The organism is Granulibacter bethesdensis, assembly GCF_001889525.1.
GTDB lineage: Bacteria > Pseudomonadota > Alphaproteobacteria > Acetobacterales > Acetobacteraceae > Granulibacter > Granulibacter bethesdensis_C.
In genome coordinates this window covers 2,115,060-2,140,924 of sequence record NZ_CP018192.1, presented here as the reverse complement: position 1 = coordinate 2,140,924, position 25,865 = coordinate 2,115,060, and the positions used below count along the sequence as shown (strand labels likewise).

At 58.9% G+C, this 25,865-nt stretch carries 26 protein-coding genes; 11 read left to right on the top strand and 15 right to left on the bottom strand.

Features of this window, described 5'->3' with window-relative positions:
* Positions 1-24: 24 nt before the first annotated feature.
* Both GbCGDNIH6_RS09575 and GbCGDNIH6_RS09570 read right to left on the bottom strand, forming a co-directional pair.
* Entirely contained in the window at positions 25-441 is a 417-nt protein-coding gene (locus GbCGDNIH6_RS09575) for a hypothetical protein (RefSeq protein WP_198355751.1), read from the bottom strand.
* 1 nt (position 442) lies between these two features.
* On the bottom strand, positions 443-1,117 hold the full coding sequence (locus GbCGDNIH6_RS09570; RefSeq protein ID WP_072563712.1) for a hypothetical protein: 675 nt from the start codon (positions 1,115-1,117) through the stop codon (positions 443-445).
* 415 nt (positions 1,118-1,532) lie between these two features.
* Here GbCGDNIH6_RS09570 and GbCGDNIH6_RS09565 point away from each other — a divergent pair, with 415 nt between their 5' ends.
* The 4 genes from GbCGDNIH6_RS09565 to GbCGDNIH6_RS09550 all read left to right on the top strand — a co-directional run bounded on the left by GbCGDNIH6_RS09565 (position 1,533) and on the right by GbCGDNIH6_RS09550 (position 5,484).
* Positions 1,533-3,335: a methanol/ethanol family PQQ-dependent dehydrogenase gene (locus GbCGDNIH6_RS09565; protein WP_072563711.1), complete on the top strand. Its 1,803-nt coding sequence runs from the start codon at positions 1,533-1,535 to the stop codon at positions 3,333-3,335.
* 205 nt (positions 3,336-3,540) lie between these two features.
* Entirely contained in the window at positions 3,541-3,972 is a 432-nt protein-coding gene (locus tag GbCGDNIH6_RS09560; protein WP_011632621.1) for a c-type cytochrome, read from the top strand.
* A gap of 63 nt (positions 3,973-4,035) precedes the next feature.
* On the top strand, positions 4,036-4,899 hold the full coding sequence (locus tag GbCGDNIH6_RS09555) for a substrate-binding domain-containing protein (protein WP_198355750.1): 864 nt from the start codon (positions 4,036-4,038) through the stop codon (positions 4,897-4,899).
* 42 nt (positions 4,900-4,941) lie between these two features.
* Positions 4,942-5,484, top strand: coding sequence for a PQQ-dependent catabolism-associated CXXCW motif protein (locus GbCGDNIH6_RS09550; RefSeq protein ID WP_198355749.1), 543 nt, complete (start codon positions 4,942-4,944; stop codon positions 5,482-5,484).
* A gap of 17 nt (positions 5,485-5,501) precedes the next feature.
* On the opposite strand, the gene GbCGDNIH6_RS09545 is transcribed toward GbCGDNIH6_RS09550, so the two are convergent.
* From GbCGDNIH6_RS09545 to GbCGDNIH6_RS09525, 5 genes are read right to left on the bottom strand one after another with little or no spacing between them, the layout of a single operon-like run.
* Positions 5,502-6,143 carry a hypothetical protein gene (locus tag GbCGDNIH6_RS09545; protein ID WP_072563710.1) on the bottom strand — a complete coding sequence of 214 codons (642 nt, stop codon included), beginning with the start codon at positions 6,141-6,143 and terminating at the stop codon, positions 5,502-5,504.
* Between the two features lie 14 nt (positions 6,144-6,157).
* Positions 6,158-6,979, bottom strand: a complete 822-nt coding sequence (locus GbCGDNIH6_RS09540) for an ABC transporter permease (protein WP_072563709.1) — start codon at positions 6,977-6,979, stop codon at positions 6,158-6,160.
* Positions 6,976-7,776, bottom strand: a complete 801-nt coding sequence (locus GbCGDNIH6_RS09535) for an ABC transporter ATP-binding protein (protein WP_072563708.1) — start codon at positions 7,774-7,776, stop codon at positions 6,976-6,978. The genes GbCGDNIH6_RS09540 and GbCGDNIH6_RS09535 overlap by 4 nt, the downstream gene beginning before the upstream one ends.
* Complete coding sequence (locus tag GbCGDNIH6_RS09530) at positions 7,752-8,744, bottom strand: YVTN family beta-propeller repeat protein (RefSeq protein ID WP_198355748.1); 993 nt, start codon at positions 8,742-8,744, stop codon at positions 7,752-7,754. Before GbCGDNIH6_RS09530 ends, GbCGDNIH6_RS09535 begins: the two co-directional genes overlap by 25 nt.
* On the bottom strand, positions 8,729-9,976 hold the full coding sequence (locus GbCGDNIH6_RS09525; protein WP_232449787.1) for an ABC transporter substrate-binding protein: 1,248 nt from the start codon (positions 9,974-9,976) through the stop codon (positions 8,729-8,731). Before GbCGDNIH6_RS09525 ends, GbCGDNIH6_RS09530 begins: the two co-directional genes overlap by 16 nt.
* 223 nt (positions 9,977-10,199) lie before the next feature.
* On the opposite strand from GbCGDNIH6_RS09525, the gene GbCGDNIH6_RS09520 reads away from it, so the two are divergent.
* From GbCGDNIH6_RS09520 to GbCGDNIH6_RS09510, 3 genes are all read left to right on the top strand, one after another.
* Positions 10,200-11,231, top strand: a complete 1,032-nt coding sequence (locus GbCGDNIH6_RS09520; protein ID WP_157692411.1) for an ABC transporter substrate-binding protein — start codon at positions 10,200-10,202, stop codon at positions 11,229-11,231.
* A gap of 68 nt (positions 11,232-11,299) precedes the next feature.
* Positions 11,300-12,007 (top strand): ABC transporter permease, encoded by a 708-nt coding sequence (locus GbCGDNIH6_RS09515; protein ID WP_072563705.1) that lies wholly within the window; start codon positions 11,300-11,302, stop codon positions 12,005-12,007.
* Complete coding sequence (locus tag GbCGDNIH6_RS09510; RefSeq protein ID WP_081370072.1) at positions 11,959-12,762, top strand: ABC transporter ATP-binding protein; 804 nt, start codon at positions 11,959-11,961, stop codon at positions 12,760-12,762. Before GbCGDNIH6_RS09515 ends, GbCGDNIH6_RS09510 begins: the two co-directional genes overlap by 49 nt.
* On the opposite strand, the gene GbCGDNIH6_RS09505 is transcribed toward GbCGDNIH6_RS09510, so the two are convergent.
* On the bottom strand, positions 12,755-13,132 hold the full coding sequence (locus GbCGDNIH6_RS09505) for a c-type cytochrome (RefSeq protein ID WP_072564505.1): 378 nt from the start codon (positions 13,130-13,132) through the stop codon (positions 12,755-12,757). The two genes, GbCGDNIH6_RS09510 and GbCGDNIH6_RS09505, sit on opposite strands and share 8 nt — an antisense overlap.
* A gap of 195 nt (positions 13,133-13,327) precedes the next feature.
* Between GbCGDNIH6_RS09505 and GbCGDNIH6_RS09500 the strand changes: the two genes are divergently transcribed.
* Positions 13,328-13,765 carry a hypothetical protein gene (locus tag GbCGDNIH6_RS09500; protein ID WP_198355747.1) on the top strand — a complete coding sequence of 146 codons (438 nt, stop codon included), beginning with the start codon at positions 13,328-13,330 and terminating at the stop codon, positions 13,763-13,765.
* A gap of 71 nt (positions 13,766-13,836) precedes the next feature.
* Here GbCGDNIH6_RS09500 and GbCGDNIH6_RS09495 read toward each other — a convergent pair whose 3' ends face one another.
* Complete coding sequence (locus GbCGDNIH6_RS09495; protein WP_072563703.1) at positions 13,837-16,242, bottom strand: TonB-dependent receptor; 2,406 nt, start codon at positions 16,240-16,242, stop codon at positions 13,837-13,839.
* 183 nt (positions 16,243-16,425) lie between these two features.
* Here GbCGDNIH6_RS09495 and GbCGDNIH6_RS09490 point away from each other — a divergent pair, with 183 nt between their 5' ends.
* Complete coding sequence (locus GbCGDNIH6_RS09490) at positions 16,426-18,003, top strand: HAMP domain-containing protein (RefSeq protein ID WP_072563702.1); 1,578 nt, start codon at positions 16,426-16,428, stop codon at positions 18,001-18,003.
* 94 nt (positions 18,004-18,097) lie between these two features.
* On the top strand, positions 18,098-18,802 hold the full coding sequence (locus tag GbCGDNIH6_RS09485; RefSeq protein ID WP_081370070.1) for a response regulator transcription factor: 705 nt from the start codon (positions 18,098-18,100) through the stop codon (positions 18,800-18,802).
* 18 nt (positions 18,803-18,820) lie between these two features.
* Here GbCGDNIH6_RS09485 and GbCGDNIH6_RS09480 read toward each other — a convergent pair whose 3' ends face one another.
* On the bottom strand, positions 18,821-19,777 hold the full coding sequence (locus GbCGDNIH6_RS09480) for a S1C family serine protease (protein ID WP_157692410.1): 957 nt from the start codon (positions 19,775-19,777) through the stop codon (positions 18,821-18,823).
* Between the two features lie 365 nt (positions 19,778-20,142).
* On the opposite strand from GbCGDNIH6_RS09480, the gene GbCGDNIH6_RS09475 reads away from it, so the two are divergent.
* On the top strand, positions 20,143-20,673 hold the full coding sequence (locus GbCGDNIH6_RS09475) for a hypothetical protein (RefSeq protein ID WP_072564503.1): 531 nt from the start codon (positions 20,143-20,145) through the stop codon (positions 20,671-20,673).
* Between the two features lie 161 nt (positions 20,674-20,834).
* Here GbCGDNIH6_RS09475 and GbCGDNIH6_RS09470 read toward each other — a convergent pair whose 3' ends face one another.
* The 5 genes from GbCGDNIH6_RS09470 to GbCGDNIH6_RS09450 all read right to left on the bottom strand — a co-directional run bounded on the left by GbCGDNIH6_RS09470 (position 20,835) and on the right by GbCGDNIH6_RS09450 (position 25,840).
* On the bottom strand, positions 20,835-21,344 hold the full coding sequence (locus GbCGDNIH6_RS09470) for a hypothetical protein (protein WP_157692409.1): 510 nt from the start codon (positions 21,342-21,344) through the stop codon (positions 20,835-20,837).
* Positions 21,345-21,627: 283 nt separating this feature from the next.
* Positions 21,628-22,329 carry a carbonic anhydrase gene (locus GbCGDNIH6_RS09465; RefSeq protein ID WP_072563698.1) on the bottom strand — a complete coding sequence of 234 codons (702 nt, stop codon included), beginning with the start codon at positions 22,327-22,329 and terminating at the stop codon, positions 21,628-21,630.
* A 147-nt stretch (positions 22,330-22,476) separates the two neighbouring features.
* On the bottom strand, positions 22,477-23,910 hold the full coding sequence (locus GbCGDNIH6_RS09460; protein WP_072563697.1) for an ATP-binding protein: 1,434 nt from the start codon (positions 23,908-23,910) through the stop codon (positions 22,477-22,479).
* A complete protein-coding gene (locus tag GbCGDNIH6_RS09455) occupies positions 23,907-24,662 on the bottom strand; it encodes a response regulator transcription factor (RefSeq protein WP_072563696.1) in 756 nt (251 codons plus the stop codon). Before GbCGDNIH6_RS09455 ends, GbCGDNIH6_RS09460 begins: the two co-directional genes overlap by 4 nt.
* Positions 24,663-24,742: 80 nt before the next feature.
* Entirely contained in the window at positions 24,743-25,840 is a 1,098-nt protein-coding gene (locus tag GbCGDNIH6_RS09450; RefSeq protein ID WP_072563695.1) for a sulfate/molybdate ABC transporter ATP-binding protein, read from the bottom strand.
* Positions 25,841-25,865: the final 25 nt, after the last annotated feature.

Genomic DNA, 25,865 nt, shown 5'->3' with positions numbered 1-25,865 from the left:
CATGACCGGCCTTTCGCACCAGATTTAGTGGCAGCGTAGATTCGCTTCAGCTTGAGCCTGCCGCAGCCTGTCCACCAGTTTCGTCAGTATGGCGGTGGATCGAAACTCCTCAGCCCGCTGACCGAGCGCGCCTTGCAGCATGCTGAGGACTGTTTCCGCATGCTGGTAGTCATCGTAGCTCATCTGATCGGCAATCGTGTCGATCCCGCAGGAGCATTTATCCAGAAATTCATGCTTCATCCCGTTGGAGGCAAGACAGCCGATCACATAATCGGCGCGGGCTGAGGTAGGGTAATCATAGCGTGGTTTGTGGGGTTGATTGGCGTCAGCGACCTCATCAGCCATTGCCATCGTCGGTAATGTCAGGAGGCCCGTCAGCAGAATTGCCCAACGTATCGAGAGTGTCGGTAAGCCAGGCAGGATTTTTCGTGCATAAGCCATATCAGGGTTTCACCGTTTTGAACGTGAGGATCTGGCTGATCGGCGGAATACCGCTTTTCGAATCGCCGGGCTGTTCCGTGCTGATTTGCGCAATACCGCCAGGTAACTGGTCGCACAGGATGATGGTGTATTTCTTGTGCTGAAGGAACGGCACGTTCTCCAACCGGGTTTCGGTGGCGAACGGTTCCATGACCACCTGTTTGGCAGGCAGTGACTTGCCGTCATGGGTGAAGGTGGCATCCGTGACGGCAGCCTTGAAAAAGCCTTCCTTGACGCGGGCACGGAAATAGGCGGCGGCCATGCCGATGGATTTTTTCATCTCCATGACATCATGTTCCAGAAAGATCATCACCAGCGGATTGCCGCGATAATCATCCAGCGATGGTGTGAACATGAAGCGGTCGCCAGTCAGGAAGTGAAATCCGACCAACTTGGTTCCATCGGGATGGATCTTGATGATCTGCTCTGACACCGTGTCCGTAAAAGGCTGTGGACCTTTGTACTGATAGGAATAGATCAGCGTTTCCGGCTGGGTGATATTGGCCAGATGCGGTGATTCAAACACGGCATGGACGGCCGGGTTGGTGGATGGTTTGGTGCCGGGCTGATCGGCGGCAAAGGCCGGAGCCGTCAGCAACATGGCGGAGAGCAAGGCAGAGAGTGAGTAACGGAGCATTTCCTGAACCTGACGGCATTTAATGCCAGTTTATTTGCTTATAATGATAGTTGTGCGCGGTTTTAGTCTATCATTCTTCCGACGTTCTGGAATGAGCAAAGTGATCATCCCGTTTCTCTAAAACGTAATTTAAGTGACGAATCATGACAGCAGATGCCGCCGGAAAGTGACAGAGAGTCCAGAATATCCGGACATCATGCGCTGTTGTGACGATGTATTTTCCAATCATGTAACCCGTTTTATGCATTTTATGCCATATTGCCTCTTGTCGTTGGAAGGCGGCGGGAGATAATCTCCCGCGCGCCACATCCGCCAGCACAGGCGGGGGTGGCTTCGACCGGTTTCTGCCAATGCCAGACCTGCCGGAAAGGTGGGCGTTTTTGGTGGGGGTCGGCCAAACCCAGGGAGGATTTTTATGAAGTCCAGCAAGCGACTGCTTGCGATGTCCGTTGCCGTGTCAGCCTTTGTCGGCCTGACCGCGGTTGATGGCGCGCGTGCCAATGAAGATCTCGCGAAACTGTCCAAGAACCCGGCCAACTGGTCCATGCAGGCCGGTGACTTCGCCAATCAGCGCTACAGCGCGCTGAAGCAGATCACCGTGGCCAATGCCGGCAAGCTGCATCCGGTGTGGAGCTTCTCCACCGGTGTTCTGCGTGGCCATGAAGGCGGCCCGCTTGTGATCGGCGATGTCATGTATGTGCATACGCCGTTCCCGAACAAGGTGTTCGCCCTCGACCTGAACGACAATGGTCGCGTGATCTGGTCGTATGAGCCGAAGCAGGATCCGGAAGTCATCCCGGTGATGTGCTGTGACACCGTGAATCGCGGCGTTGCTTATGGCGACGGCAAGATCATCCTGGCCCAGGCCGACACCAAGGTTGTCGCCCTCGACGCCAAGACCGGCAAGGAAGTCTGGAAAGTCACAAACGGCGATCCGAAGAAGGGTGAAACCTCCACCAGCGCCCCCTTCATTGTGAAGGACAAGGTGATTGTTGGTATCTCCGGTGGTGAATTCGGTGTGCAGGGCCGCCTGACTGCTTACAGCCTGAAAGACGGCAAGCTGGTCTGGAAGGCGTTCTCCACCGGGCCGGATGACCAGATCCTGTTCGATGACAAGACCACCGCTCTCGGCAAGCCGGTTGGCAAGGACAGCTCCATCAAGACCTGGCAGGGCGATCAGTGGAAAACGGGTGGCGGTGCGACCTGGGGCTGGTATTCCTACGATCCGAAGCTGAACCTGGTCTATTACGGGTCCGGCAACCCCAGCACCTGGAACCCGGTGCAGCGTCCTGGTGAAAACAAGTGGTCCATGACCATTTTCGCTCGTGATGCGGATACCGGCGTTGCAAAGTGGGTCTATCAGATGACCCCGCACGACGAATGGGACTATGACGGCATCAACGAAATGATCCTCGCCGACACCAAGGTGAACGGCAAGGAAACCAAGGCGCTGGTGCATTTCGACCGTAACGGCTTCGCCTATGTGCTCGACCGCGTGACGGGTGAGCTGCTCCAGGCGAACAAGTTCGATCCGATCGTCAACTGGGCCACAGGTGTGAATCTGAAGACCGGCCTGCCTGATCGTGTGAAGAAATACTCCACCGAAGCGGGTGGCGAAGACCACAACACGAAGGGCATCTGCCCCGCCGCTCTCGGCGTCAAGGACCAGCAGCCTGCTTCGTTCGATCCGCAGAACCACATGTTCTACGTGCCGACGAACCACATCTGCATGGATTACGAGCCGTTCAAGGTGTCCTACACCGCCGGTCAGCCTTTCGTCGGTTCCACCGTCAATATGTATCCGCCGCCGGGTGAAAACCATCTGGGCAACTTCATTGCCTATGATGTTAACAAGGGCAGGATTGCCTGGTCTGATCCGGAACTGTTCTCCGTATGGTCCGGTGCGCTCTCCACAGCTGGTGGCGTTGTCTATTACGGCACGCTGGAAGGCTATCTGAAGGCAGTCGATGCCAAGACCGGCAAGCTGCTCTACAAGTACAAGACTCCGTCCGGTATCATCGGCAACGTCAATGCCTATGAGCACAAGGGCAAGCAGTATATCGCCGTTCTGTCCGGCCTTGGTGGCTGGGCCGGTATCGGTATGGCCGCTGGCCTGTCTGGTGACGCCGAAGGTCTGGGTGCAGTGGGTGCCTATCGCTCTCTCGCCAATTATACGCAGCTTGGCGGCGTGCTGACGGTGTTCGGCATCGATAACTGATCGATGTCGGCTATCATCTGACAGACTGATTATTGGCCCCGGCGACATTGACGTGTCGCCGGGGTTCTTTATCCTGCTATCGTGTCCAAAATGCCTCGGATGCCGGAATTAGTCTGGGGCAAATATGCAGATAACGCGGAATTTGTCCCAAAGCCGATGTCGCCCCTGGCAACGGCCTTTTGACTGAGGAAGGAAAAGACGATCCATGCCACACATCAAAACACGCCTTGCCGCTGTCCTGCTCAGCGTGGCTTTCGCTGGCGGTGCCATTTCCGCAGCCCATGCAGATGATGCGCCGGACTACAAGAAGCATGTGAAAGACGGCAAGGGCGACAAGACGATTGCTCATGGCTACAATTTTTATGGCGATAACTGCCTGCGTTGCCATGGTCCCGATGGTTCCGGCAGCTCCTATGCCCCTAATCTGACCAACTCGCTCAAGACCATGAGCTATGACACGTTCACCCAGACCGTCATTAACGGTCGAAAGAACGTTTCTACCACCAGCGACAGCGTGATGCCCGCTTTTGGTGAAGTTGCCGACGTCGTCAACAATCTCGATTCGATCTATATGTACTTGAAGGCCCGTTCTGACGGGGCGCTGGGCCGCGGTCGTCCGAAGCGTTTCGACGACTGATCAATCCCTCTTCCTTTCCGGCGGGGCGTCGTGCTTCGCCGGATCAGGATTCTGGAGCGTGCCATGCGTCGTGTCATGACTGGGCGGTTGCGGTTTCTGGCCGCCGTCTCGACCTTTCTGGCGTTTTGTGCGGCGCATGCGCCTGCTTTTGCCCAATATGATGTCGATCTCGTCAGCCGGTCTGCTTTCCGCGTCTGCGCGGATCCATCCGATATGCCTTTCTCCAATAAAAAGCGGGACGGTTTTGAAAACAAGATCGCCACATTGCTGGCGAAAACCCTGTCGCTCCCCGTCAGTTACACGTGGTTTCCACAGACCGTTGGTTTTCTCCGCAACACGCTGATCGCCGAAAAATGTGATGTTGTGATCGGGGTCGTGCCCGGTAACGGCATGATGGACAGCACCAGCGCCTATTATCACTCCGCCTATATGATCGTGACGCGGCAGGAGGATCATCTGACCGCGACTTCTGTGACCGATCCTTCTCTGGCAGGTAAACGGTTTGGCCTGATCGCAGCGACCCCACCTTCCGATCTTCTGTTGCATGCCCATCTGATCGATCGCGCCACCGCCTATTCCTTACAGGTCGATACACGCGTCGAGTCGCCTCCGCGCCAGATGTTGCAGGATCTGCTGGATCACAAGATCGATGTGGCCCTGATCTGGGGGCCTTTTGCCGGCTATTTCATCGCCGAGGGCAAGCTGCCGCTGCATATGGATTTTTTGCAGTCGGATGGGAAGGTGCGGCTTGATTATCGTGTTGCGCTGGGTGTGCGTCCGAATGAAACAGAGTGGCGCCGTCGTCTGAATGCAGCCTTGCGCAAAAACCAGCCTGCGATCGACGATATTCTCATGGCCTATCATGTACCATTGCTGGATGAACAAAATCACCCGATCATCCCGAAAGCTGCATCTGCCGCGCATTGAGCCGGCCTCACAAGAAAGATGGCGGAGGAAAGCATGAGAACGATGCGGCTTGCGGCTGGGCTGATCGCATCCTTGCTGGTGGCGGCTGCATCCTCTGCGCCAGAGCCTGATGGCTACCGGATGCAGGATTTCCGGGCGCCGACCCCCGCGACACTCAAAGGCGCCATCGTGCTGGATGCGGATGCGCTGCATACAGTGATCGAGCGGGGCCGGGTGGTCCTGATTGATGCCATGGTCGCTCCCCGCAAGCCGAAAGGAAGTGCTCCCGAAACGCCGTGGATGCCTCCACCGCGCCTCGATATTCCCGGTAGTCTGTGGCTGGCCGATATCGGGTTGGGAACGTTGCCGCCAGGCGTTGATACATGGTTCCGGCATCAGCTTGCCAATGCCACCATGGGCGACAAGGGTAAGCTGCTGGTCTTCTATTGCCTGCCCAATTGCTGGATGAGCTGGAATGCGGCCAAGCGTGCGCTGTCCTACGGCTATCCCCATGTTGCATGGTTCCCCGGAGGAACTGAGGCGTGGAAAGCAGCTGGTTACCGGCTTGTGCCGAACCAGCCAGTCTTTCCGCCAGAGCAGCCGTAACGTACGCGCAGGATAGCTTAGTGGGCGGGCTGGATTTTGGCTTGTAACGTCCGGGCATAGGCTGCCAGCCGCCCTTCCAGATCAGCGGGTGCTTCACAGACATAGCGCATGGTATGTTGGGTTTCCTGATAACTGCGTACCAGCAACCCACGCTCACTATTCAGGTCGTTGGATTTAACCAGATCGGCACCCTGCGGCTCTTCCGGCAATTTGGATAGATTGCTATTGACCGCCTCCACCTGTCTGGCAATTCCGCGTTGGTGACGGCCCAGCTCCTTGATGCGGGAAATCAGCGATGCGCGTTCCGTATCGACCGCAGCGGTAATATCCGCGAACAGGGTTCCCAGTACCTTGCTACGCTCTGCCTGTGGAATGGTATCGGCATAGGCCGCAAGCCTGGCCTGACCATCCGACAGCGGAAGGGAGCGGTCGGAGACGGCCGCAATCACGGCGGCACGGGCCTTGTCCTGTGGTGCATCCTCGGCGGATGGAACAGGCGCTTCTCCGGCCCAGTAGGTGGCTGCCGCGACATGCGGCACCAGCCTTTGCTGACACGGCCAGTCAGGATCCTTGTCGAAAGACGTGGCCCATGACGGCGTGGTGGCCGCCGTTGTCAGCAGCAGTAAAGAGGTCAGACGAAAGACGGTGTTGCGAAGCATGAGGTTCGACACTTTCAATCTGCCGCCGCACGACGGGCCATCAGCCCGCGACCGGGATCGTAGCCCAGAATGGCGGCTGCCATGAACAAAACGGTATAGGCGAGGACGATCAGCGCCGATTGCGTGGCGAGCTTATCGTACAAGGCAAAGCGGATCAGCTCTACCGCATGGGTGAAAGGGTTGATCTGGCAGAACCACCACAATGTGGTGCTGGCATCCTTGACCCGCCACAGCGGATAAAGGGCAGAGGATGTGAAAAACATCGGAAAAATCACGAAGTTCATCACACCGGCAAAATTTTCGAGCTGTTTGATAAAGGAGGAAAGAACCAGCCCCAGCGCCCCCAGCATCAAGCCGGCCATGATCAGCGCAGGCAGTACAGCCAGATAGCCGGTCAAAGGCGGCGTGATGTCCCAGAACCAGGCAATGGCAAGAAAAATATAGGCCTGCACAATAGAAACCGTCACACCTGCCAGCAGCTTGCACAGCAGCAGGAACCAGCGAGGGAACGGACTGATCAGCAGGGTTTTCATGCTGCCCATCTCCCGGTCATAGACCATGGAAAGGGAGGATTGCATGCCGTTGAATAACTGGATCATCGCCACCAGACCTGGTGCGATATAAACCTCATAGGGAACATAGGTTTCGTAAGGCGGAATGATCGAGACGCCGAGTACGAAATGGAATCCCGCGGCAAACACGACCAGCCAGACCAGCGGTCGCACCAAGGCGGAGATAAAGCGTCCGCGTTGATGTACCCATCGTAAAGCCTCCCGGCGGACAATCCCCGTCATGCAGCGCCCGTACTGGGCGGGTGATAAAAACGCTGTCGTCATGCGGCTTTTTCCCGCTTGGTATTCTGACCGTTGCGCGTCAGGCGATCAAACGCGGTACCGAGATCGACGGCATTGGCGTCACGCAGGATGGTATCACGCGCACCCTGTGCCAGCACCTGTCCTTGATGCAGCACGATGATGCGGGCCTGCTCATCCGCTTCATCAATCAGATGGGTGGCCCACAACACGGCAAGACCGTGATCGCGGCACAATCCGCGCACATGTTGAAGCAGGAAGCGGCGGCTTTCGATATCAAGCCCCACGGTTGGTTCATCAAGCAGCAGCAGCGAAGGCGCATGCACCAGTGCCCGTGCCAGCTCAACACGTCTGCGCTGTCCGCCGGAAAGCTGCCGCACCCGATCCCCCGCACGATCAGCAAGGCCGATCCGGCCAAGTTCCTCCATGGCGCGTTCGCGGGCTGCCCGGGAGGGCATTCCATGCAAGGCGGCATGGTAGGTCAAATTCTGCAATACGGTCAGATCGAGATCGAGCGTGGATTGCTGAAACACAGCCCCCATACGGGCAAGCGCGCGACCTGGTTCCCGGCGCATATCATGACCCAGCACGGCGATATGGCCGCTTTTGCTGTGATAGAGTCTTGTGATCAGCCCGAATAATGTGGTCTTGCCGGCCCCGTTCAGTCCGAGCAGGACGGAGAAATCACCGGGCTGAATGCTGAATGTGACGTCATCCAGCACCCGGCGTGGTCCGAAAGCATGGCTGAGGCCGGTGACTGCCAGCGAGGCGGATGAAGAGGCTGACGGTGCCGGCATCAGGGTGCCACCACCACGCCCCATGGTAGCTGCCCGACCGGCACCGATTTCAGAACCTTGAGGCTGGGCACGTCGATCACCGACATGTCGTTGCTGATTCCGTTAGCGGTATAAAGTGTTTTCTGATCCGGTGAAAAAGCAGCGTGCCAGACGCGTTGCCCGACCAGCAGATATTTTTTGACGTCGTAGGTATGGGCATCCACCACCGCCACGCGATTGGCCGGGCCAAGGCAGATGAAGGCAGTGTTGCCATCATCGCTGAGGGCGATGCCAACAGCCTGGATCGCTTCTTTCGGTACGCCGGGGATCGCGAAGCTGATGGTCTTGATCACTTTATGTGTCTTGGTATCGATTACGGCGACCTGACCTGCCACTTCGGAAGAAACCCAGACCAGAGAACCATCCTTGTTGTATTCCGCATAACGCGGGCGGGTGCCGACCAGCACATTGGCCACCGACTTGTGGCTTTTGGCGTCGATGAAATGCGCCATGCTGGTGGTTTCGGAGGTGTTGACGATGGTTTTTCCATCCGGGCTGACCGCCATGCCTTCCGGCTCCACGCCGGTGGGAATTTCATCGACAATCCTGCTTTGCCCGATATCCAGCACGGAGACCATGTTGTCGTTTTCGTTGGAAATATAAAGCGTCTTTCCATCCGGGCTGAGGGCGAACAGCTCCGGATCGGGTCCGCTCGGCAGGGTTTTGTTGACGGTCAGACTGGCGAGATCGAGTACCTCGATATGATCGGCATCGGATGTGCAGATATAAAGGCTTTTTCCATCTTTCGAGAGCACGATACCGCGCGGGCGCGCACCCACCGGAACGGTCTTGATGATTTTAAGAGAGTCCTGATCCAGCACCGTGATGGTGTTGTCTTTTTCATTGGAGACAAGAATTTTGCCCGCCATCGCGCTGGTGGCGAAAAGCGGGATTGCCAGCGCAGCACTGACAATCGCGGCTGCCATGCGGTGGCGGATCATTGCATGTGACATGTGCTCTCCGGCCGGTCGATGCCGAGCGTATCTGTTTCGTAAAACTGGTGCAGAAATCCGGGCTGCGGCGAAATGGAGATCAGCGAACGATCATCCGCCAGCAGCACGGGCTGCCGTAACTGCCCGTCCCAGGGCCTGAAATTGAGCGGTGGTCCTTTATAGGCGGCCAAGGCAAAGGAATCGCCACGTATATAGGCCGCCAGTTTGGTCGGATCGGACTGTCCGGTGCGGGTGGCGGCCTCACCGAAGCTGCGCACCGCCATCCATGCACCGTAATCCAGACTGGTCATCCAGCGATGGGCCAGTTTCAGAAAACGGCTTTGAAACTGCGTGCTGGCATATTCGTCGAACGGTCTGGCCCATGCCTCCGGCACCATCCCCTGCGTTCCGGCCACCGGTCTGGGCGTGTTGGTGCGGTAGGACAGGCTGTCGCCGAAATTGCCTGCCTCATCGGCAACGATCAGCACGTCGTAATCGACATCCTGAGTCAGACGGGAAACCTCTGTGTTGATCTGGAAATGTCCCGTATCCGCCTGCTGCGTCGCCGGATTGAAGGTCCATGGGCGATCAGCGACGATGCGGATCTGGAATTTTTTGGCCGATCGGCGCATGGCCTCGGCATATAAAGCGTCATCCGGGGTTTTGCCGTTTACCAGCATGACGTGGTGCCAGTTTTTGACGGTCAGATACTGCATCAGCGCATCCGCCAGCATGGCGCGGCTGGGCATGGTGTGCAGTACGTTGTGGCGGCAATCCGCGCCACGCAACCGGTCATCCGGCAATTTCGCATCGATCAGCAGAGCGTCTTTCGCTTCCGGCAGATCTGCCAGATGCAGCAGCAGGTCAGGCGGCACACTGAGCACGAAACTCCGGTCGCCTGCTTTCAGCCTGTCCTTGAAGGCCTGCACAACGGCCTCGGCCGTTGGATGAATTTGCTCGTCCAGCACGTAATTCTGGTTCAGGAAGCGGCCCGTGGTCGCATTGTCGCGCAGGGCCAGACGTGCGCCTTCAACGCCTTCATCGGCGGGAGGCTGATCCAGCCATGTAGAGGGCCATCGGTGGGTTTCATCCAGCTCCAGATAGACGATACGGATCGTCTGTTCCGGCGTTGCAGCCGCGTCCTGTGCCATGGCTGCACGGGGCGCCAGAATTTCTCCGGCCGGCAGCGCCGCCAGACAGGTCAGTATGGTCAGTGCCGGTGCCGCGTTTCTCGCGTGCTTGATCCAGCTCATATGTTTCCTCCGCATCCCCAGCCACACGGTTTCCCCGGATAAAGGGACCGAAACATTGGCAGACGCTTTTACCTTGTATCTCATGTGCCTGCTGATGTGGCGATGGATAACAGGGATAAAAATGCGTTTATGGTGAAAATATCCATGAAATATTGACAATTTATGCCGATATGGGCCGGATGGAACCCAAAATGCCTTGATCACAAGGCTTGAGGAAAACGCCGTGAGCTTATTGGAAACGGGCAGGAGACAGAATCTCTCGTTCTGGTCCCGCCGCCGCGTGCTGACGGGCGGCCTTGGGCTGTCCTTTGCCTTTTATAGGGGAGTCGCGCGGGCGGCGGATCCTTCCATGCCGGAGATCAGGGTCGCCAGCCTGCGTTTCGGCAGTCTTTCCTGGCTGCTGGATGTCATCCGGCGTCATGGTCTGGATCGTGATGCCGGCTTTCGATTGGTAGAGTTGTCACTGGCCGGATCACAGGCCACGCAGGTGGCGTTACAGGCTGGCTCGGCCGACCTTGCCGTGCAGGATTGGCTCTGGGCGGCCCGACAGCGAGAACAGGGCGGAGACTGGCTGTTTTCCCCTTTCTCCAGCGAATCCGGGGGTATTCTGGTCCGGGCTGATAGCAGGCTGCATGGGATTGATGATCTGAAACAGGCCAGATTAGGGGTGGCTGGAGGCCCGATCGATAAAAGCTGGCTGATTTTCCGCGCTTTTGCCGCCCGCATGCTGGGCTATGACCCGCAGAGCCTGGCCCCGTTTTTTGCTGCCCCACCGCTGTTGAACGAGCAGTTGAGCCGCGGAAGACTGGACGCTGCCTTGACCTACTGGCCTTTCGTGGCACGGGGGGAGGCTCATGGTGGGCGTGTTCTGCTGCATATTGGCGATGCTCTGGCGGGGCTGGGGCTGCCGGTGGATATGCCTCTTGTGGGCTATGTGTTTCGCTCCGCCTGGGCGAATGGCCCCGGTCAGCCAGGGCGGAGATTTCTGAAGGCCGCTGCGCAGGCACAGGCCCTCCTCGCGACATCGGATACGGAGTGGCAGGCTATCCGTCCCCTGACCGGTGCAGGAGATGATCGTGAGTTGACCTTGCTGCGGGATGCATACCGGGCTGGTATTCCGCATCACTGGGGCAAGGCGCAGATTGATGCGGCCCAGAGCCTGCTGACGATCCTGCATGCCCTGCCCGGTGCAGAGACCTCCGGCCTGCCGACTCGGATACCGACCGGGCTGTTTCCGGTGGAGGTCACGCTCTGACCGCATTTTCTGCCCGCGGAGATGCTTCCCGGACTGGCCAGATCGGTTTCGGCTGGCGGGTTGCGTCGATGGTGTTGCTGCTGGCGATTTGGGAGGGTGCGGCGGTCTGGGCCCATGATCCCCTGCTGCCATCCGCCAGCACTGTCATCGCCGCCATGGTGCAGCAGGCAATGCATGGGGCCTTGCTGCCAACATTGGCGATTACGCTGCGCCGGGTGGCCGAGTCTTTCACGCTCGCACTGGTGGTCGGGACGTCGATTGGCGTGGCCTTGGGCAGGATGCCCCGTCTCAATGCGATCATGGATAGTCTGCTCACCGCCCTGCTCAACCTGCCTGCCGTTGTGTTGATCGTGCTGATCTATATCTGGTTCGGGCTGACGGAGTGGGCGGCGGTGATCGCTGTAGCGCTGAACAAGTTGCCCAATACGGCTGTGACGGTGAGGGAAGGCGCGCGGGCGTTGGACCCGGCTCTGTTGGACATGGCGCGCAGCTTCCGTATGAGCCGCCTTGCTATTCTGCGCCACGCCGTCCTGCCGCAATTGGCGCCCTATATTTTTGCGGCGGCCCGTTCCGGCCTGTCGATCATCTGGAAAATCGTTCTGGTGGTGGAGCTGCTGGGGCGTAGCAATGGGGTCGGATTTCAGCTTCAGGTGTATTTCCAGCTTTTCGATGTGACCGGGATTCTGGTCTACACGCTGGCCTTTATTCTGGTGGTGCAGGCGCTGGAATGGGGCGTGCTGCAAGTGCTGGAACGGCGGGTATCTTCATGGCGATAGAGCAGACACACGCTGCTGCCACCTTGCTGCATGTGCGGATCGAGGCCAAAAATCATGGCGCAACACCTGTTTTAAGGGACATTGCGTTTGATCTGCAGCGGGGGGATGTGCTGGCCGTCATGGGGCGCTCAGGCTGTGGCAAAACCAGTCTGTTGCGTATTGTGGCCGGACTGGATGATGCGTATTCCGGCGCGGTCAGTTGGGCGGGTTACAGCATCAGTCAGCGCCGCAACAGGCTCTTCCCGCGCATCGGCATGGTGTTTCAGGAACCTTTATTGCTGCCGTGGAAAACGCTGCGTCAGAACGTCGCGTTGATGATGCCTGCCCCGGATGAGGCGCTGATAGAGCGTCTGTTCACAGAACTTGGACTGAAGGACGTGGCTGACAGCCTTCCGGGTCGCGTGTCGTTGGGGATGGCACGGCGCGCTGCTTTGGTCAGGGCGCTGGCGTCGAAACCAGATATTCTGCTGCTGGATGAGCCGTTTGCCTCGCTGGACAAAGACAGCATCGGTAGAAGCATGGGTTTACTGCGGCATTTCTGGCGCTCCGGCACCATGGCCGCGGTGATGGTGACGCATGAGGCGCTGGACGCGGCAAGGCTTGCGAATCGGGTCATGATGCTTGGTGGCAAGCCTGCCAGCATGATCAGGCAGGTTAATCTGCCCGGTGCAAATCCGTCAGAACGCAGCCTGACGGCAGAGGAGGAGGCCCACCTTGCGGCAGACCTCCAATCCCCGGAAGACCTGATTACTTGAGGGTCTTCAGATAGGCGATCAGGTTCTGGCGATCCTTCTCGTCCTTGATACCCGGAAAGATCATCTTCGTGCCGGACACGAGGGCCTTCGGATTCTCAACCCACTTGTTCAGAGTGGCTTCGTCCCAGGTCAGGCCGGAGCTTTTCAGGGCATCGGAGTAGTTGAAGCCAGGCTCGACACCTGCCTTGCGACCGACGATGGCGGCCAGGGAGGGGCCAACCTTGTTTTTGCCGGCTTCGGTGGAGTGGCAGAAGCCGCACTTCTTGAAGAGGGTCTTACCTGCTTCGGCATCGCCATCCGCGTGCGCCTGGCCGGCGGCCAGCAGCGCAAAAGCGGAGAAAGCGAGAGCAGGAACCAGTTTGCTTTGCATCGTTTCGTCCCGTTGCAAGGTGGTTCGGAAAGGCACGGCCCCCAATGAGCCGCGCCGGGACATTATCTTGTTGACGGCCTTTCCGATAGCCGTTCGTCGAGGCATTCTTGCGGCAATTTTGCGGCATCGGCATGGCATCTTTGTCAACCGGCTCCAGACCGCAGCATGATGGGTTTCAGGGAGGAACAAAAGTCCATGATGATCTCAGTTGAAACAGGTGACTCACGTCTGGCAAGCGCCCTTGCCGCCACGAAGCCTTCGGGTCGGGGATATCGAATGCTGTGGTTCGGCGGCCTGATCGGCTTCGGCCTGATCATCACTGCTGGCGGCAGCGCGCTCGCTGCTGGTAAGGCGATGAGGTTCTGGAATACGACTTCCGACACCATCGTGAAACTTCAGATGGCCCCTGTCGGTACGACGGCATGGGGCAGTGATCAGTGCAAGAACGATAAGGATGGAGAGGTTGAGGCGGACGAGCGCCTGAAAATCCTCGGTATTCAGCCGGGCCGCTATGACGTGAAGCTGAAACTGAAGCGCGGGCGCAGCTGTGTGGTCCATGATGTCGAGGCGAAGGAAGATGGCCCCTATGCTTTTTCAATCGGCGATGCCGATTTGAAGGACTGCACACCTTGAGCCGGTAGGGCAGAGATCAAAAAAGGGCGGTCCGGAGACCGCCCTTCATGATTGTACAGGATCAAGCCGTTTCAGAAAGAAACGCGCACACCGCCATAACCGGCGATGGGAGCGCCCGGGCTGAGGCTTCTGGTGTTGGTGGCGTTGGGGGCCTGAAGCATCGGAACTTCTCCAACCGGGGAGAAGGTGCCGAAGGTGGCATAGTTCTGGTTGGTCAGGTTCCGCACCATGCCGAACAGCTGCACGTTCTTCGTGATCTGGTAGGCGGTGTTGAAATCCATCACGAAGTAATTGCCGGTCCGCTGGTTCTGGTTGCCTTCATCGCCGATCAGATACTGGCCGCTCGCGGCACGCCCGATCAGACCCACGACCCATTTGGGCGTCACGGCCCATTGTACCCCGACCTTGAACACATGGGCGGGAATACCGGTGATGTAATTGCCCTTGCGCACATTGACGAGCCCGTCATCAGCGTAAGGATTATCCTCGGAATTGAGCGTGAAATTGCTGCCATAGCGGGCATCGGTGAAAGAGTAGTTGGCAAAGACCGACCATGCGCCCGCAATCAGGTTGACCGAGGCTTCCACGCCTTGCCGCGTGGTGGGGCCGACGTTCCGGAAAAAGGCGCGCCCGGAGGTCTCGCTGGATACGAAGGCCAGATCATCATCACTGCCGGTATGGAAATAGCCGGTATGCCAGTTAACGGTGGCGGTCTCGACCTTGTGATGACCACGGAACCCGGCTTCCCAGGTATGGGCTACAACCTGCTTCAGGGGGGGATCACCGACGAAGAAGTTGGTCAGGCTGCACGGGGCGGTCGGATCGGCGCAGGAAAGTTCCGCCGGGGTCGGCGCGCGGTTCGATTCGGCATAGCCGGCATAGGCGGAGACGGAGCGCGTGATCTTCCAGGTCAGCCCGGCTGCCGGGTTGAAGCGGTTATAGGAGTGTTGGCCATTCAGGCTGGTGCCGATCTGGTCGTTCAGTGCGATCTGGGCGGAGTTGAAACGCCCGGAGACGGTGGCGGCCAGTTTGTCGGTGATGTCGAACGTATCCGTGAAGAAAACACCGTAATAGTCGTTGCTGGTGTTCACCCGTACCGGCAGCACATTGGCGGTGGAGTCATCAACCTCGATGCTCGGGCCGCCAAAGCCGCGATCCAGGGTCAGCGGACCGATCAGAGTGTTGGCAGTGAAGGTGCTGCGCCCGCCATCATAGCTGACACCGGCCACGAAATGATTCTTATGGCCGAACACCGTGGCGGTGTTCACACCCTGTGCCGAGGCTCCGAATCCGTTGGTATCGGTCGCGGTGCGGTTCAGAAAGGCATAGGGGCCGCCCTCGTCATAATCGAAGCCGTGCTGGTTATACGGGCTGTTCTGTACGAAATTCGGAACATATCCGCCACGACGGGATTGAAGCGGGGGGCCATCCTCTGAACAGACCAGAGTGGGGTCGTCATCGCACGGTTCGACCTCGGCTGCATCGCCGTTGAAGGTGCGCTGGGACAGATTGCTGTAATAGACATTCCCCTGCACTGACCACTCATCGGTCACGGTTACCGTGGTGCTGCCGACGACGCGGACATATTTGTTCCGGGTCTGGTCGGGATAGGTGAACACCGCACTCCGGTCTGCGGCCAGCAGTTCAACCGGAGTTGTGCCGTTGCCGACAAGGATATTATTGGCATAGGTCACGTTGACATGCGCTTCGGCACGGTCGCTGCGCCAACCGATATCACCGTAAACCTGACGCGCCTGAGAGGGAGAATGCTCACGCCAGCCATCCTCGTTCATCCCGCTGGCGGCAATATAGGCCGACATCGTGCCGTCTTTCGACTTCACGCCATATTGTCCGGACAGGGTGATATTGCCGAACGAACCGCCCGATACCTCAACCTGACCGCCCTGATAGTTGAAGCCATCCTTCATGCGCACGGACAGGGCGCCGCCCAGCGCATTCAGGCCGAAAGCGGGATTGGCACCGACCAGCTGCGTTTCATCAATGGCGATGCTGGGGATCAGATCCCAGTTCACCGTATCGCCAAAGGACTGGTTGAAGCGTGTGCCGTTGACATAGACCGCAAGGCCCTGCGGATCACCGGCCAGCGGAGAAGCGGAAAAGCCGCGATAAATCAGATTGGGCTGAAGGGAATTGCCCACCGCCTGATTGAAGGAAATACCGGTGCCCTGCTGTTCCAGCGAACGCAGCAGGTCCGCCGGGCCGGTTTTCTGGGTATCAAGCCCGGTATAAACCTGAGTGGCTGCGGGTACTTCCTCACGGTTCAGGCCTGATCCCTGAAGAGGGGTCGTTCCCACCACCTGCAAGGAAGGCAGCGTGAAATTGGGTGTGTTGTTCTCAGTGGTAGACGAAGCGGCTGCCTGATTACCTTGGCTCGCGGCATTCTTCACCGTTCCCTGTGCCTGGGCGAGGGCGGGAAGAAAAGGCGCAACGGCGGCAAGTACAATTCTTTTTCTCATTGTGACCCCCTTTAACTCGTTGCGTCCTACAAATTAGTTTTTGGTAATGTCTATGGTATTTTGACCTTTAAAAGTATTTTGTTGGAAGCTGTGGCACATAAAATGAATATATATTTGCTGTATATGATATAAAATATGCATAAAATGCAAAAAGTATTCTTCAGGATGCCATTCTGGCCTTGCTTGACACGCTCTTTACAAGGGCGACTGGTCTTGTTGCCGGCCTTTATCCTGCTGGTTGGTCTGATTGTTTCTCTGGGGCTGAGCCTTCACCGGGCCAATCATCGAATCCGCAATGAGATGGAGTCAGGTTTTCGCCTGGGGCGTGTGCTGGTGGAGGCCGTGCTGGTGACGGCCCGCGCCATGCCGACGCAGCAGGATGCGTTGACGATGGTGGCGCAACAATTGCCGCGTGTCCGGCATCTGGACCTTTTACTGCTGCCTGCGCCCGAGATGATGGCGATGGGGATGCCCCCTTTGCTGGTCGGGCAGCGCCCGCGTGTGCCGCACTGGTTTGTCGATCTGCTGCCCCAGCCGATCGTCGCCCGGTCGTTTCCGGTGCTGTATCACGGCGCGATCATTGGCCAGATCATCATGATCGCCAATCCGTTCGACGAGATGAAGGAGGTCTGGGGAGAGCTGTGCCTGATCGCGGTGGAGCTTGCCGCGATCTCGGTTGCCATCGTGCTGCTGATCATGTTGGCCACGTCCCTGTCGCTGCGTCCGCTCAAGCGCCTGGCGGAGGGGTTTGAGGCTTTGGAGGCGGGGGAATATGCCACCCGTCTCGGCCCGGTGACGGTGGCGGAGTTGCAGCCGATCGCGGTTCGCTTCGACAGCCTGGCCGCACGGCTGCAACGCATCACGCAGGATAACCATCATCTGATCGACCGTTTGATCTCCATGCAGGAAGCGGAGAGGCGTGATGTCGCGCATGAGCTGCATGACGAGTTCGGCCCGGCTTTTTTCGCAATCCGGGCCGAGCTGGCCTCCCTGACCCGTTGGTGCAGGGATCAACAGCAGCGTGAGGGACAGGATGGCTTATCGATCCGCGATGTAGAGAAGATCGAGTCGCGGGTCTTGTCGATCGGATCTCTGGTCGATGCCATCCAGAACATCAATGCGGCCATGCTGGAGCGTCTGCGCCCGATGGTGCTGGAGGAAATGGGCCTGCCCGATGCGCTGGAGCGTCTGGTGGAGGACTGGCGGCGGCGCGTTCCCCAAACACAATGGGATATCATGGTCTGTGCCGGGCTGGAGCAGACACAGACGGATCTGGCTCTGACCCTGTTTCGTCTGGTGCAGGAATGTCTGACCAACATTGCCCGTCACGCCGATGCCAGACATGTGGAGGTTGGTTTTTTCTGGCTGCCTCCCCGAGAAAAACCAGCCGAAGCCGCGCAGGATGGCAAGACAGAGCCTCCATGGCTGGGCGTCTATGTGCGCGATGATGGCACCGGATTTTCGGGAGTCCCTTCTTATGGTTACGGTCTGCTGGGCATGACGGAGCGTGTCCGCGCGGCGGGGGGAAAGCTTTATATCGGCGATAATGGCCAGCCCGGTGCCGCGGGCAAGCTGGCGGAAATGATGATGGCCTCACAAAAGGCCGGGCTTTCCCCCGAAGAATGGGGGGAGGATGAGCCGGATGATGGTCACGATCTCTGGCTGCACGGCGGTGCGGTGATTTTTGCCGGAATTCCATGGCAGGCGAAGGACGGGGGAGTCGCTTCCCCTAGCCAATCGGCTAATATCCACGATCTATAAGAGGGTATCCCGCTGACGGTGCCGTCCGGGTGGTGCAGTTCGGTGGTGCTGTCCGGTCTGGCGGTGACGGCGCTGACGGTCTGAAGGATGCCGTATGAACGCGGGGAAGGAATACAGGATGAAGGTGCTGCTGATCGAGGATCATCCGATTGTTCGTGCCGGATGCCGACGCTTGCTGACGGATTATACCCCTGCGCGCAAAATGGTTGCCGGTTCTGCTCAGGATCATGCCGAGGAGCGGGTGGAGGTGATCGAGGCCAGCACAGGCGCTGAAGGAGTGCGTCTGAACCGGGAGCACAGCCCTGCGGTCGTCGTGCTCGACCTCAATCTGCCGGACATGCCGGGGCTGGAGGTTCTGGCCGCCATGAAGGCGGACGTGCCTTCCCTGAAAGTCATCGTGTTCAGCATGTATGAGGATCCCGCTTTCGTCTCCCGCGCGCTGGAGGGGGGGGCCTCTGCCTATCTGACCAAGAATGACGATCCGTTCAGCATGCTGGAGGCACTGGACAAGGTGCTTGCAGGTGGAATGCATCTCGGCCCGAGGGTTGCCGAGAAAATCGCACTGCACACGCTGCGGGAGCCGGATGACCCCCTGCGCCCGTTATCCCGGCGGGAGCGGGAGGTATTCGATCTGCTCGGTCAGGGACGCAGCCTGAACGAGATTGCTGTGATCCTTGGCGTCAGCTACCGCACGGCGGCGCATGCGGCGCTGCAGATCCGCAGCAAGCTGGGCTATAATTCCGCGGCGGCGCTGATTAAATATGCGGTCGAACGGGCCAAGGGTAGTGTTCCGGCCTGACGGAGTAAGGCCATGAGGTCAATGCATCCGGGGGGTTTTGTCATACAGATAGCGGTCAATGGCCTGAACCTGCGTATGCATGGTCTGGCCATCCCGCAGGATGGTGATGGCAACCCCCACGGGGGGCGCACCGCTTTGCCATAGCAGCCGCCACAGCGTCGCCAGATCACCCGGCTCCTTGCCATTGATGGCGATGATCTGGTCGCCCTGTCGCAGACCGGCAGCTTCTGCCGGGCCGTGTGGAACAACGTCGCTGATGAGGATTCCCGCTTCCTGTTCAGCCGCCAGCAGGCCCAGCCATGGCCGACTGGCCAGCCTTCTGCCATGGGTCAGCAGCTCTGGCAGAATGGCCTGCAGGTGAGAGACCGGAATGATCAGGTTGATGTCGAGCTGTCCTGCGCCGATATCACCCTGCTGCAACACCACGGCAGCAATGCCAAGCAGGCGACCGTCCGTGCCGATCAGGGCGCAGCCACCCCAGACGGGATGCGGTGGGGTCACCAGCAGTGCATCGGGGATATGGTATTCCCAGTATCCGGCAAATTCCTGACGGGCAATGATCCGCGTTTCCATCGCATGGGTGATGCCGCCGGAGGCTGCCAGAATCGCGCCGCTTTCGCTGGCGACGCTGGAGGAATCGCCGATCTGGATGGCGGGGCAGGCCAATGCGTCAGCCGGACGGATCAACGCAAAGCCGCTTTCATGATCCAGCGCGATGATATGGCCCGGCGTGACCTGGCCATCCTGTGTCGTGATCCAGATCGCATCGGCATCGTTCACCAGATAGGTCATGGTGATGACCATTTTTGTCTGGCTGGAACCGACCTCGATCGCGACACCGCTCCCGGTCCGCTGTGCGCCCTGATCGTCGCTGCCATCGGGATCAAACCCATCCGGGCCAATACAACGCAGGAAGACAATGCCTTGCAGGACAGCCTCCAGATCGAAGCTGTAATCCGAAGGATGAGGCTGCATGTTTTGCGGTATTTGCCACCGGTCTTCCGACATTGCCTGCCGTTTGCTCCTTCGATCCGCCTGCGCCACTGTCGCTGTAGCCAGTGGCACTGAAAATCACCAGCCCTCCTGCACACTCTGCCTGCCAGAGCCAGGAAATATTTTTATGACGATGGGATTGTCCCGAAGCTGCGGGCTTGATTCTTTCGGGTTTCGCTTTATCAAAACCTCGCTAAACTCTGATCCTCAAGGCATTTTTGATCAGAGATGAAGACTTGCCGCGATGACTCACCCTGCCGGTCGTAAGAATCAGGCAGGGAGGAGGCTCGGGAGTATACGCACGCTGGCTCCTGAGCCGGTGTAAACAGATGCAAGGGATGATATCCATGCGCGCCGTCCTTTACGGATTTTGGTTTTCCGCAAGCCTTGCCGCCGCGGCGATGGGGGGGGCTGTTCCGGCTGTGGCCGCTTCAGGTTGCTCCAGCCAGGCAGAGCAGGCGGCCTTCGATACCGTCGCCCTCCAGAGCGAACTGCAGGTGATCGCCAAGGCCTGCCACACCGAAGATGCGTATAACAGCTTTGTGACCCGTTATCGCCCGGCTCTGGCCGCGGCGCATGAGGATGTCAGCGCCTGGTTTAAGAAGGCTGCCGGGAAGTCCGCTCAGAAAGTCCATGATATTTTCATCACCGGTCTTGCCAACGGGCAGTCTACCAGCTCCCTCAAGGAAGGCAGTGATTTCTGCGTGCTTGGCACGCCGCTGTTTACGGAAGTGATGGCGCTGCCGAAAGACAGCATGCTGGCCAGCTATGCAGCTGGTAAGGATACTTACCCCGCCACTGCACCGGCATGTCGGGTGTTGCAGGATGGGCCCGCCGTATCCACGCCTTCTTCTTCCCGTCGCAGCAGGAAGCACTGAGCTGATCAAGCGGGGCGCGGGAATGTTTCCCGCTCTCCTCTCTGAGCGATGGCATTCAAAAAACCGTCGGGCTGTTGTCCGGCGGTTTTTTCATTCGTGTCTTTACGTTTCACACGCTGCTTTCCCTCATGGAGGAAAGGCAGCGTGTGAAACAGGGTCGTTCAGCGCTTTTTGCTGCTGCGCTTATGCGCGGCCGTTGCCTTGGAAGGCTTCGGAGCGGTGACGGCGGGTGTGATATTAGTCTTGCCAGGGGTCACGGTCACGTTCACGCGCAGAATGGCATCACCTGGCAGAAGCTGGACTGCATAGCTGTCAGCGCCCTGATAGCCCGGATCGGGCGTGTAATCAGTACGGGTGTCATAGCCGACACTGTGCACAATGACCTTGCCGTGAGCCGGACGGGCGATCAGCAGCCCGGCCGTATAGGGGGAGCGATCAGGCTCCGTGACCTTGGCTGCGCACCAGCCGCCGTCATTCTGGACGGTCATGGTGATGGCGCTTTCCTTGCCCGGGGTCAGGGTGACGTCCTGTGCAGAGCAGGACGGGGCTGCGCCGACCGTATCCGCTTCATAGATGTAGGCAGGTTTGGATGGGGCTTCCGGCGGCTTCTGACAGGCCGACAGGGCAAGCGCCATACATGCGATTGCAGGTCCGGTATAACGAAGAGTCATCAAAATCCTCCGCCGTATTGTGGCGCTTGTGCCGATCTGTGCGGTGACACTGCCATTCGGCCGCACCGTGGCATGCTTTATCGTTTGATCCCGTAAGGGGGAAGGCTGTCCGGGCATAATCCGTGCGGTTTTTCAAAAAAATAGCCGCGTTTGATGACAGATTGTACGAAGGCCGCCGGGCTGCATAAAAAAACCGCGAGAAAAGAGGATTCTTTTCTCGCGGTCAGGGTCAACGGCACCGCTCCAACCTGTCGGGGGGCAGGAAAGGAAGGGGGAGCCGTCTTTATTCAGCGGCCAGCGGGATGATCGAGGCTGCATCCTCATTGGCGGCATGAATGGCGACCGGCAGGCGGTGATCCATGACTTCGTGATAGCGCCCGGTCTCGCCATCCAGCGCATAGACGCCGCCGGATTCGATGTTGAACACCCAGCCATGAAGCCTTAGCCGACCATCCGCGACTGCTTCCCGTACGACGGGGTAGCTGCGCAGATTATTCAGTTGCAACGCGACATTGCGCATGGCCAGGGTACGGACCGGATCGCCGCCGGTTTCTGTGGAGGGCAGGCCCTCGCACAGACGCTGGTGATCACCGCAGCCGTGACGCAGCCAGGATTTGACATGAGGCAGGGGTTCCAGCGCGGACGGGTTCATGATGGCCTTCATTGCGCCGCAATCAGAATGGCCACATACGACAATGTCACTGACCCCCAGCACGGCCACAGCGTACTCGATCGCAGAGCCGACTTCGCCGGTGAGAGAGGATTCATCCACATAAGGCGGTACGATGTTGCCGACATTGCGGGAAACAAACAGCTCCCCAGGGCCGCATTGGGCGATCATTTCAGGAATGACGCGGCTGTCGGCGCAGGAAATCATCAGCGCTTTCGGCTGTTGGCCTTCACGCGCAAGCTTTTCATACAGGGCCCGGTTCTGGGGAAAGACCTCGCCACGAAATCGGGCCATACCGCTGATGAATGTATCCATGGGACGGTCTCCTGTACTGTCCTGAACGATCCTCCGCAGGAGGAAGCGACCACCCGGCCGCCCCTATGTTATGGCGCATGGATTTTTCGCAGTTGCAAAAACGCCGTGACAAAATATGGCTGCCTGAAAAAAGCTTCAGCCGGTCTGTTAATCTTTGGTCTGGGGGGAATGCAGCGGTAGCACGATTTTGGCCTGTAATCCGCCACCTGTGCGGTTGGACAGGGTGATGGTCCCGCCTTCCCGCTCCACGATCTGTCTTACGATGGCAAGGCCCAGCCCCATACCGCCCGTGTCGCGGTTGCGGGAGACCTCGATGCGGCGGAATGGCTCCAGCACGTTTTCCAGCTCCGCCTCCGGAATGCCGGGACCGTTATCCTCGATGAGGATCTGTACGTTGTGATCGGTAGAGAACAGGGTCACATCGGCCCGGTTGGCATATTTCAGCGCATTGCCGATCAGATTGGCGAAGGCCCGCTTCATGGCTACGGGGCGTACCGTGTGGACACAGTGTTCGGGCCCGGAATAAGTGGCAAGCTGTCCGGCATCACTGGCATCATCCACCAGCGTTTCCAGCATGGTGGCCAGATCGGCGGGGCGGCGTTTTTCAGGATCCGTATCCCCGGCCAAAAAAGCCAGCACGGAGGAGACCATGGCCTCCATCTCGTCCAGATCGTCCTCAATGGCGGTCTGAGCCTCTGTATCATCCAGAAAGCTGGCACGCAGCCGCAGGCGTTGGATGGGGGTGCGTAGATCGTGCGAGACCGCTGCCAGAGCCTGAGTCCGGTCATTGATGAGATGGGAGATACGGGTCTGCATGGCATTGAAGGCCTGTGCCACCTGCCGCACCTCACGCGGGCCGCTTGGCTTGATCTGGACCGGGGGGCCATGGCCGATCGCATCTGCTGCCTGAGCCAGTGTCCGCAGGGGTAGACCCAGCGTCCGTACCAGCATGGCGGCAGCGGCCAGTACGCAGCAGGCCAGAATTGCCGCAGAAAGCAGACCACCGTAGAATCCCGGCAACCTGCCCAGAACGCCGGTCGCGAAAAACACGATGGAGCTGTCACGGGGTCCATCCTTGTCGACATGGCCCGGAAGACGCATGGTGCCGATCAGATCACGTCTGGTGCCGATCAGGTTGCGGCCGCCCCGGCTCAGACGCAACTCCACATTTTCCAGCAGATCCTGACTGTTGATCAGCAGCCCCTGCATCCGCAGCAGCCCTGCATCCCGGGGAGAGGTGGGGGGCAGGGACAGGGTATTCCCCGGCAGGCTGAGAGTGCCGATCTGAACCGGAGTGGTCGAAGATGTGCCGGCACCAGAGGCAAACCACCCGATCTGAAGGTCGGGAGAGGACAAGCGTTTCGCAAGGGCCGGGCGTTCTTCCTCCTCGGCCGCCATCAGCACGCGATAGCTCAGCGCCAGACGCTCGGCGACACGCTGAACGGCAAGGTCATCAGCGTAATAGATCTCGGTCTGTTCATAGACGATCGTGCTGCCCAAAAATTCCAGCAGCGTGGCCAGCAGCAGCACCAGCGTCACACGACCGATCAGTCCGCGTGGCCAGAGATGAAACCGCCTCATTCCCGTTCAACGTCGGCGGCGAACATATAGCCGACGCCGCGAATGGTGCGGATCAGAGGGCGTTCGCCGACGCGATTGCCGATCTTGCGGCGCAGCCGGCTGACCAGCACGTCAATGCTGCGGTCGGAAACGTCGCCCAGCCGGGTGCGGGACAGTTCCAGCAGGCGGTCCCGTCCAATCACGCGTTGTGCGTTTTCCAGAAAGCTCAGCAGCAGATCATATTCCGCACCGGACAGATCGACGACGGCGCCGCTGGGGTCGGTCAGTTCGCGGCGCTTCATGTCGATCTGCCAGCCCGCGAAGCTTATTGTCTCGCTTTTGCCTTTTACCGTTGTCTCATTCACCGGACCGCGTCGCAGGACGGCGCGGACGCGGGCCAGAAGTTCCTGCTTACCGAACGGTTTGGCAATATAATCATCCGCGCCAAGTTCCAGCCCAAGTACGCGGTCCATTTCCTCGCCCCGTGCGCTGACCATGATGATCGGCACCTGACTGGACTGACGCAGTGCCTTGCAGAGGTCGAAACCACTGCCGCCCGGCAACATGACATCCATCAGGATCAGATCGGGCATCAGCTGTTCGATGGAAGGCCACATCTCCCGCCCGTCCCGCACAGCGCTGGTCCGGAACCCGTTTTCACGCAGCACGCGCATAATCAGTACGCGCATGCCGGGATCATCCTCGACCACGAGAATATAGGGCGCTCCGGCATTCTCTGCCGTCATGGCATTCTGTATCGTCTGATCAACCATGAACAAGCTGCCCTGAATGACTAAAAAAGAACGATTAAACTATCATTCCGTTTATTTATCGCCATAGGGCAGGGGACGATTCAGGCGGCTTCAGCAAAATTATGTAATAAATTTGCTGTCCCGGTCCTGTTATGCGGCCTGTCTGCGGAGTGGTTGTCAGGAAAATGATGGCCCAGGCTGACATCCAGCCCGTGTATGCTGCCCCGTTCCGGAGCATCTGCCCCTGGCGGTAGAAGCACGTCGACCATGCGCCCTTGAAGCGACAGCACAACCCTTGTGAATGGTCCGGCCAGCACAATATCCTCGACCCGGGCCAGCTGACCCTCGGTCAAGCGGATATGATAGGGACGTACAGAGAGCAAAGCCTTGCCATCCGGAAGGGCGGTTGCAAGGGGCTGGTGATGGGGCAGTTCGGGCAGTGACAGATGGCTGCCGCGACTTTCCGCGGTGAAAGTAACTGTCTCGCCCAGAAAACGATGCACGAAGGCGGTCTCGGGATGCGCTTCCAGATGCTGGGGACTGCCGATCTGCTGCAACTGTCCGGCCCGCAGCACAGCGACCCGATCGGCCATTTCCATGGCCTCCCCCTGATCATGCGTGACGAAGATGCTGGTCAGCCCGAGCTGACGATGCAGCCCCCTCAGCCATGTGCGGATATCCTTGCGCACCAGCGGGTCCAGCGCGCCGAAAGGCTCATCCAGCAACAGGGTTTGCGGCTCGGTCGCCAGGGCGCGTGCAAGAGCGATGCGCTGTTTCTGGCCCCCGGAAAGCTGATCCGGCATGCGCCCGGCCAGTTCCGGCACCTGCACCAGATGAAGCAGTTCCTCTACCCGGCGGCCAATCGCGGCACGCGACGGGCGGCGTGAGCGTGGCAAAACAGTCAGGCCGAATGCGATATTGTCGGCGACGCTCATATGTCGGAACAACGCGTAGTTCTGAAAGACGAAGCCGATATTACGTTCCTTGGCGGGGGCATGCGTCACATCCCGCCCGTTGATCAGGATCTGGCCGGTCTGCGGTTGCAACAATCCGGCGATCAGGCGCAGCAATGTCGTCTTGCCCGCGCCGGAGGGGCCGACCAGAGCGAGGAATTCGCCGCTTTCGATGGGCAGGGAGATGTCGCGGACTCCTGCCTCCCCCTCGAAACCAAGGCTGATATGGCGCAGTTCGATGCTCATGGCGCGGCGTCTCCATACTGGGCAG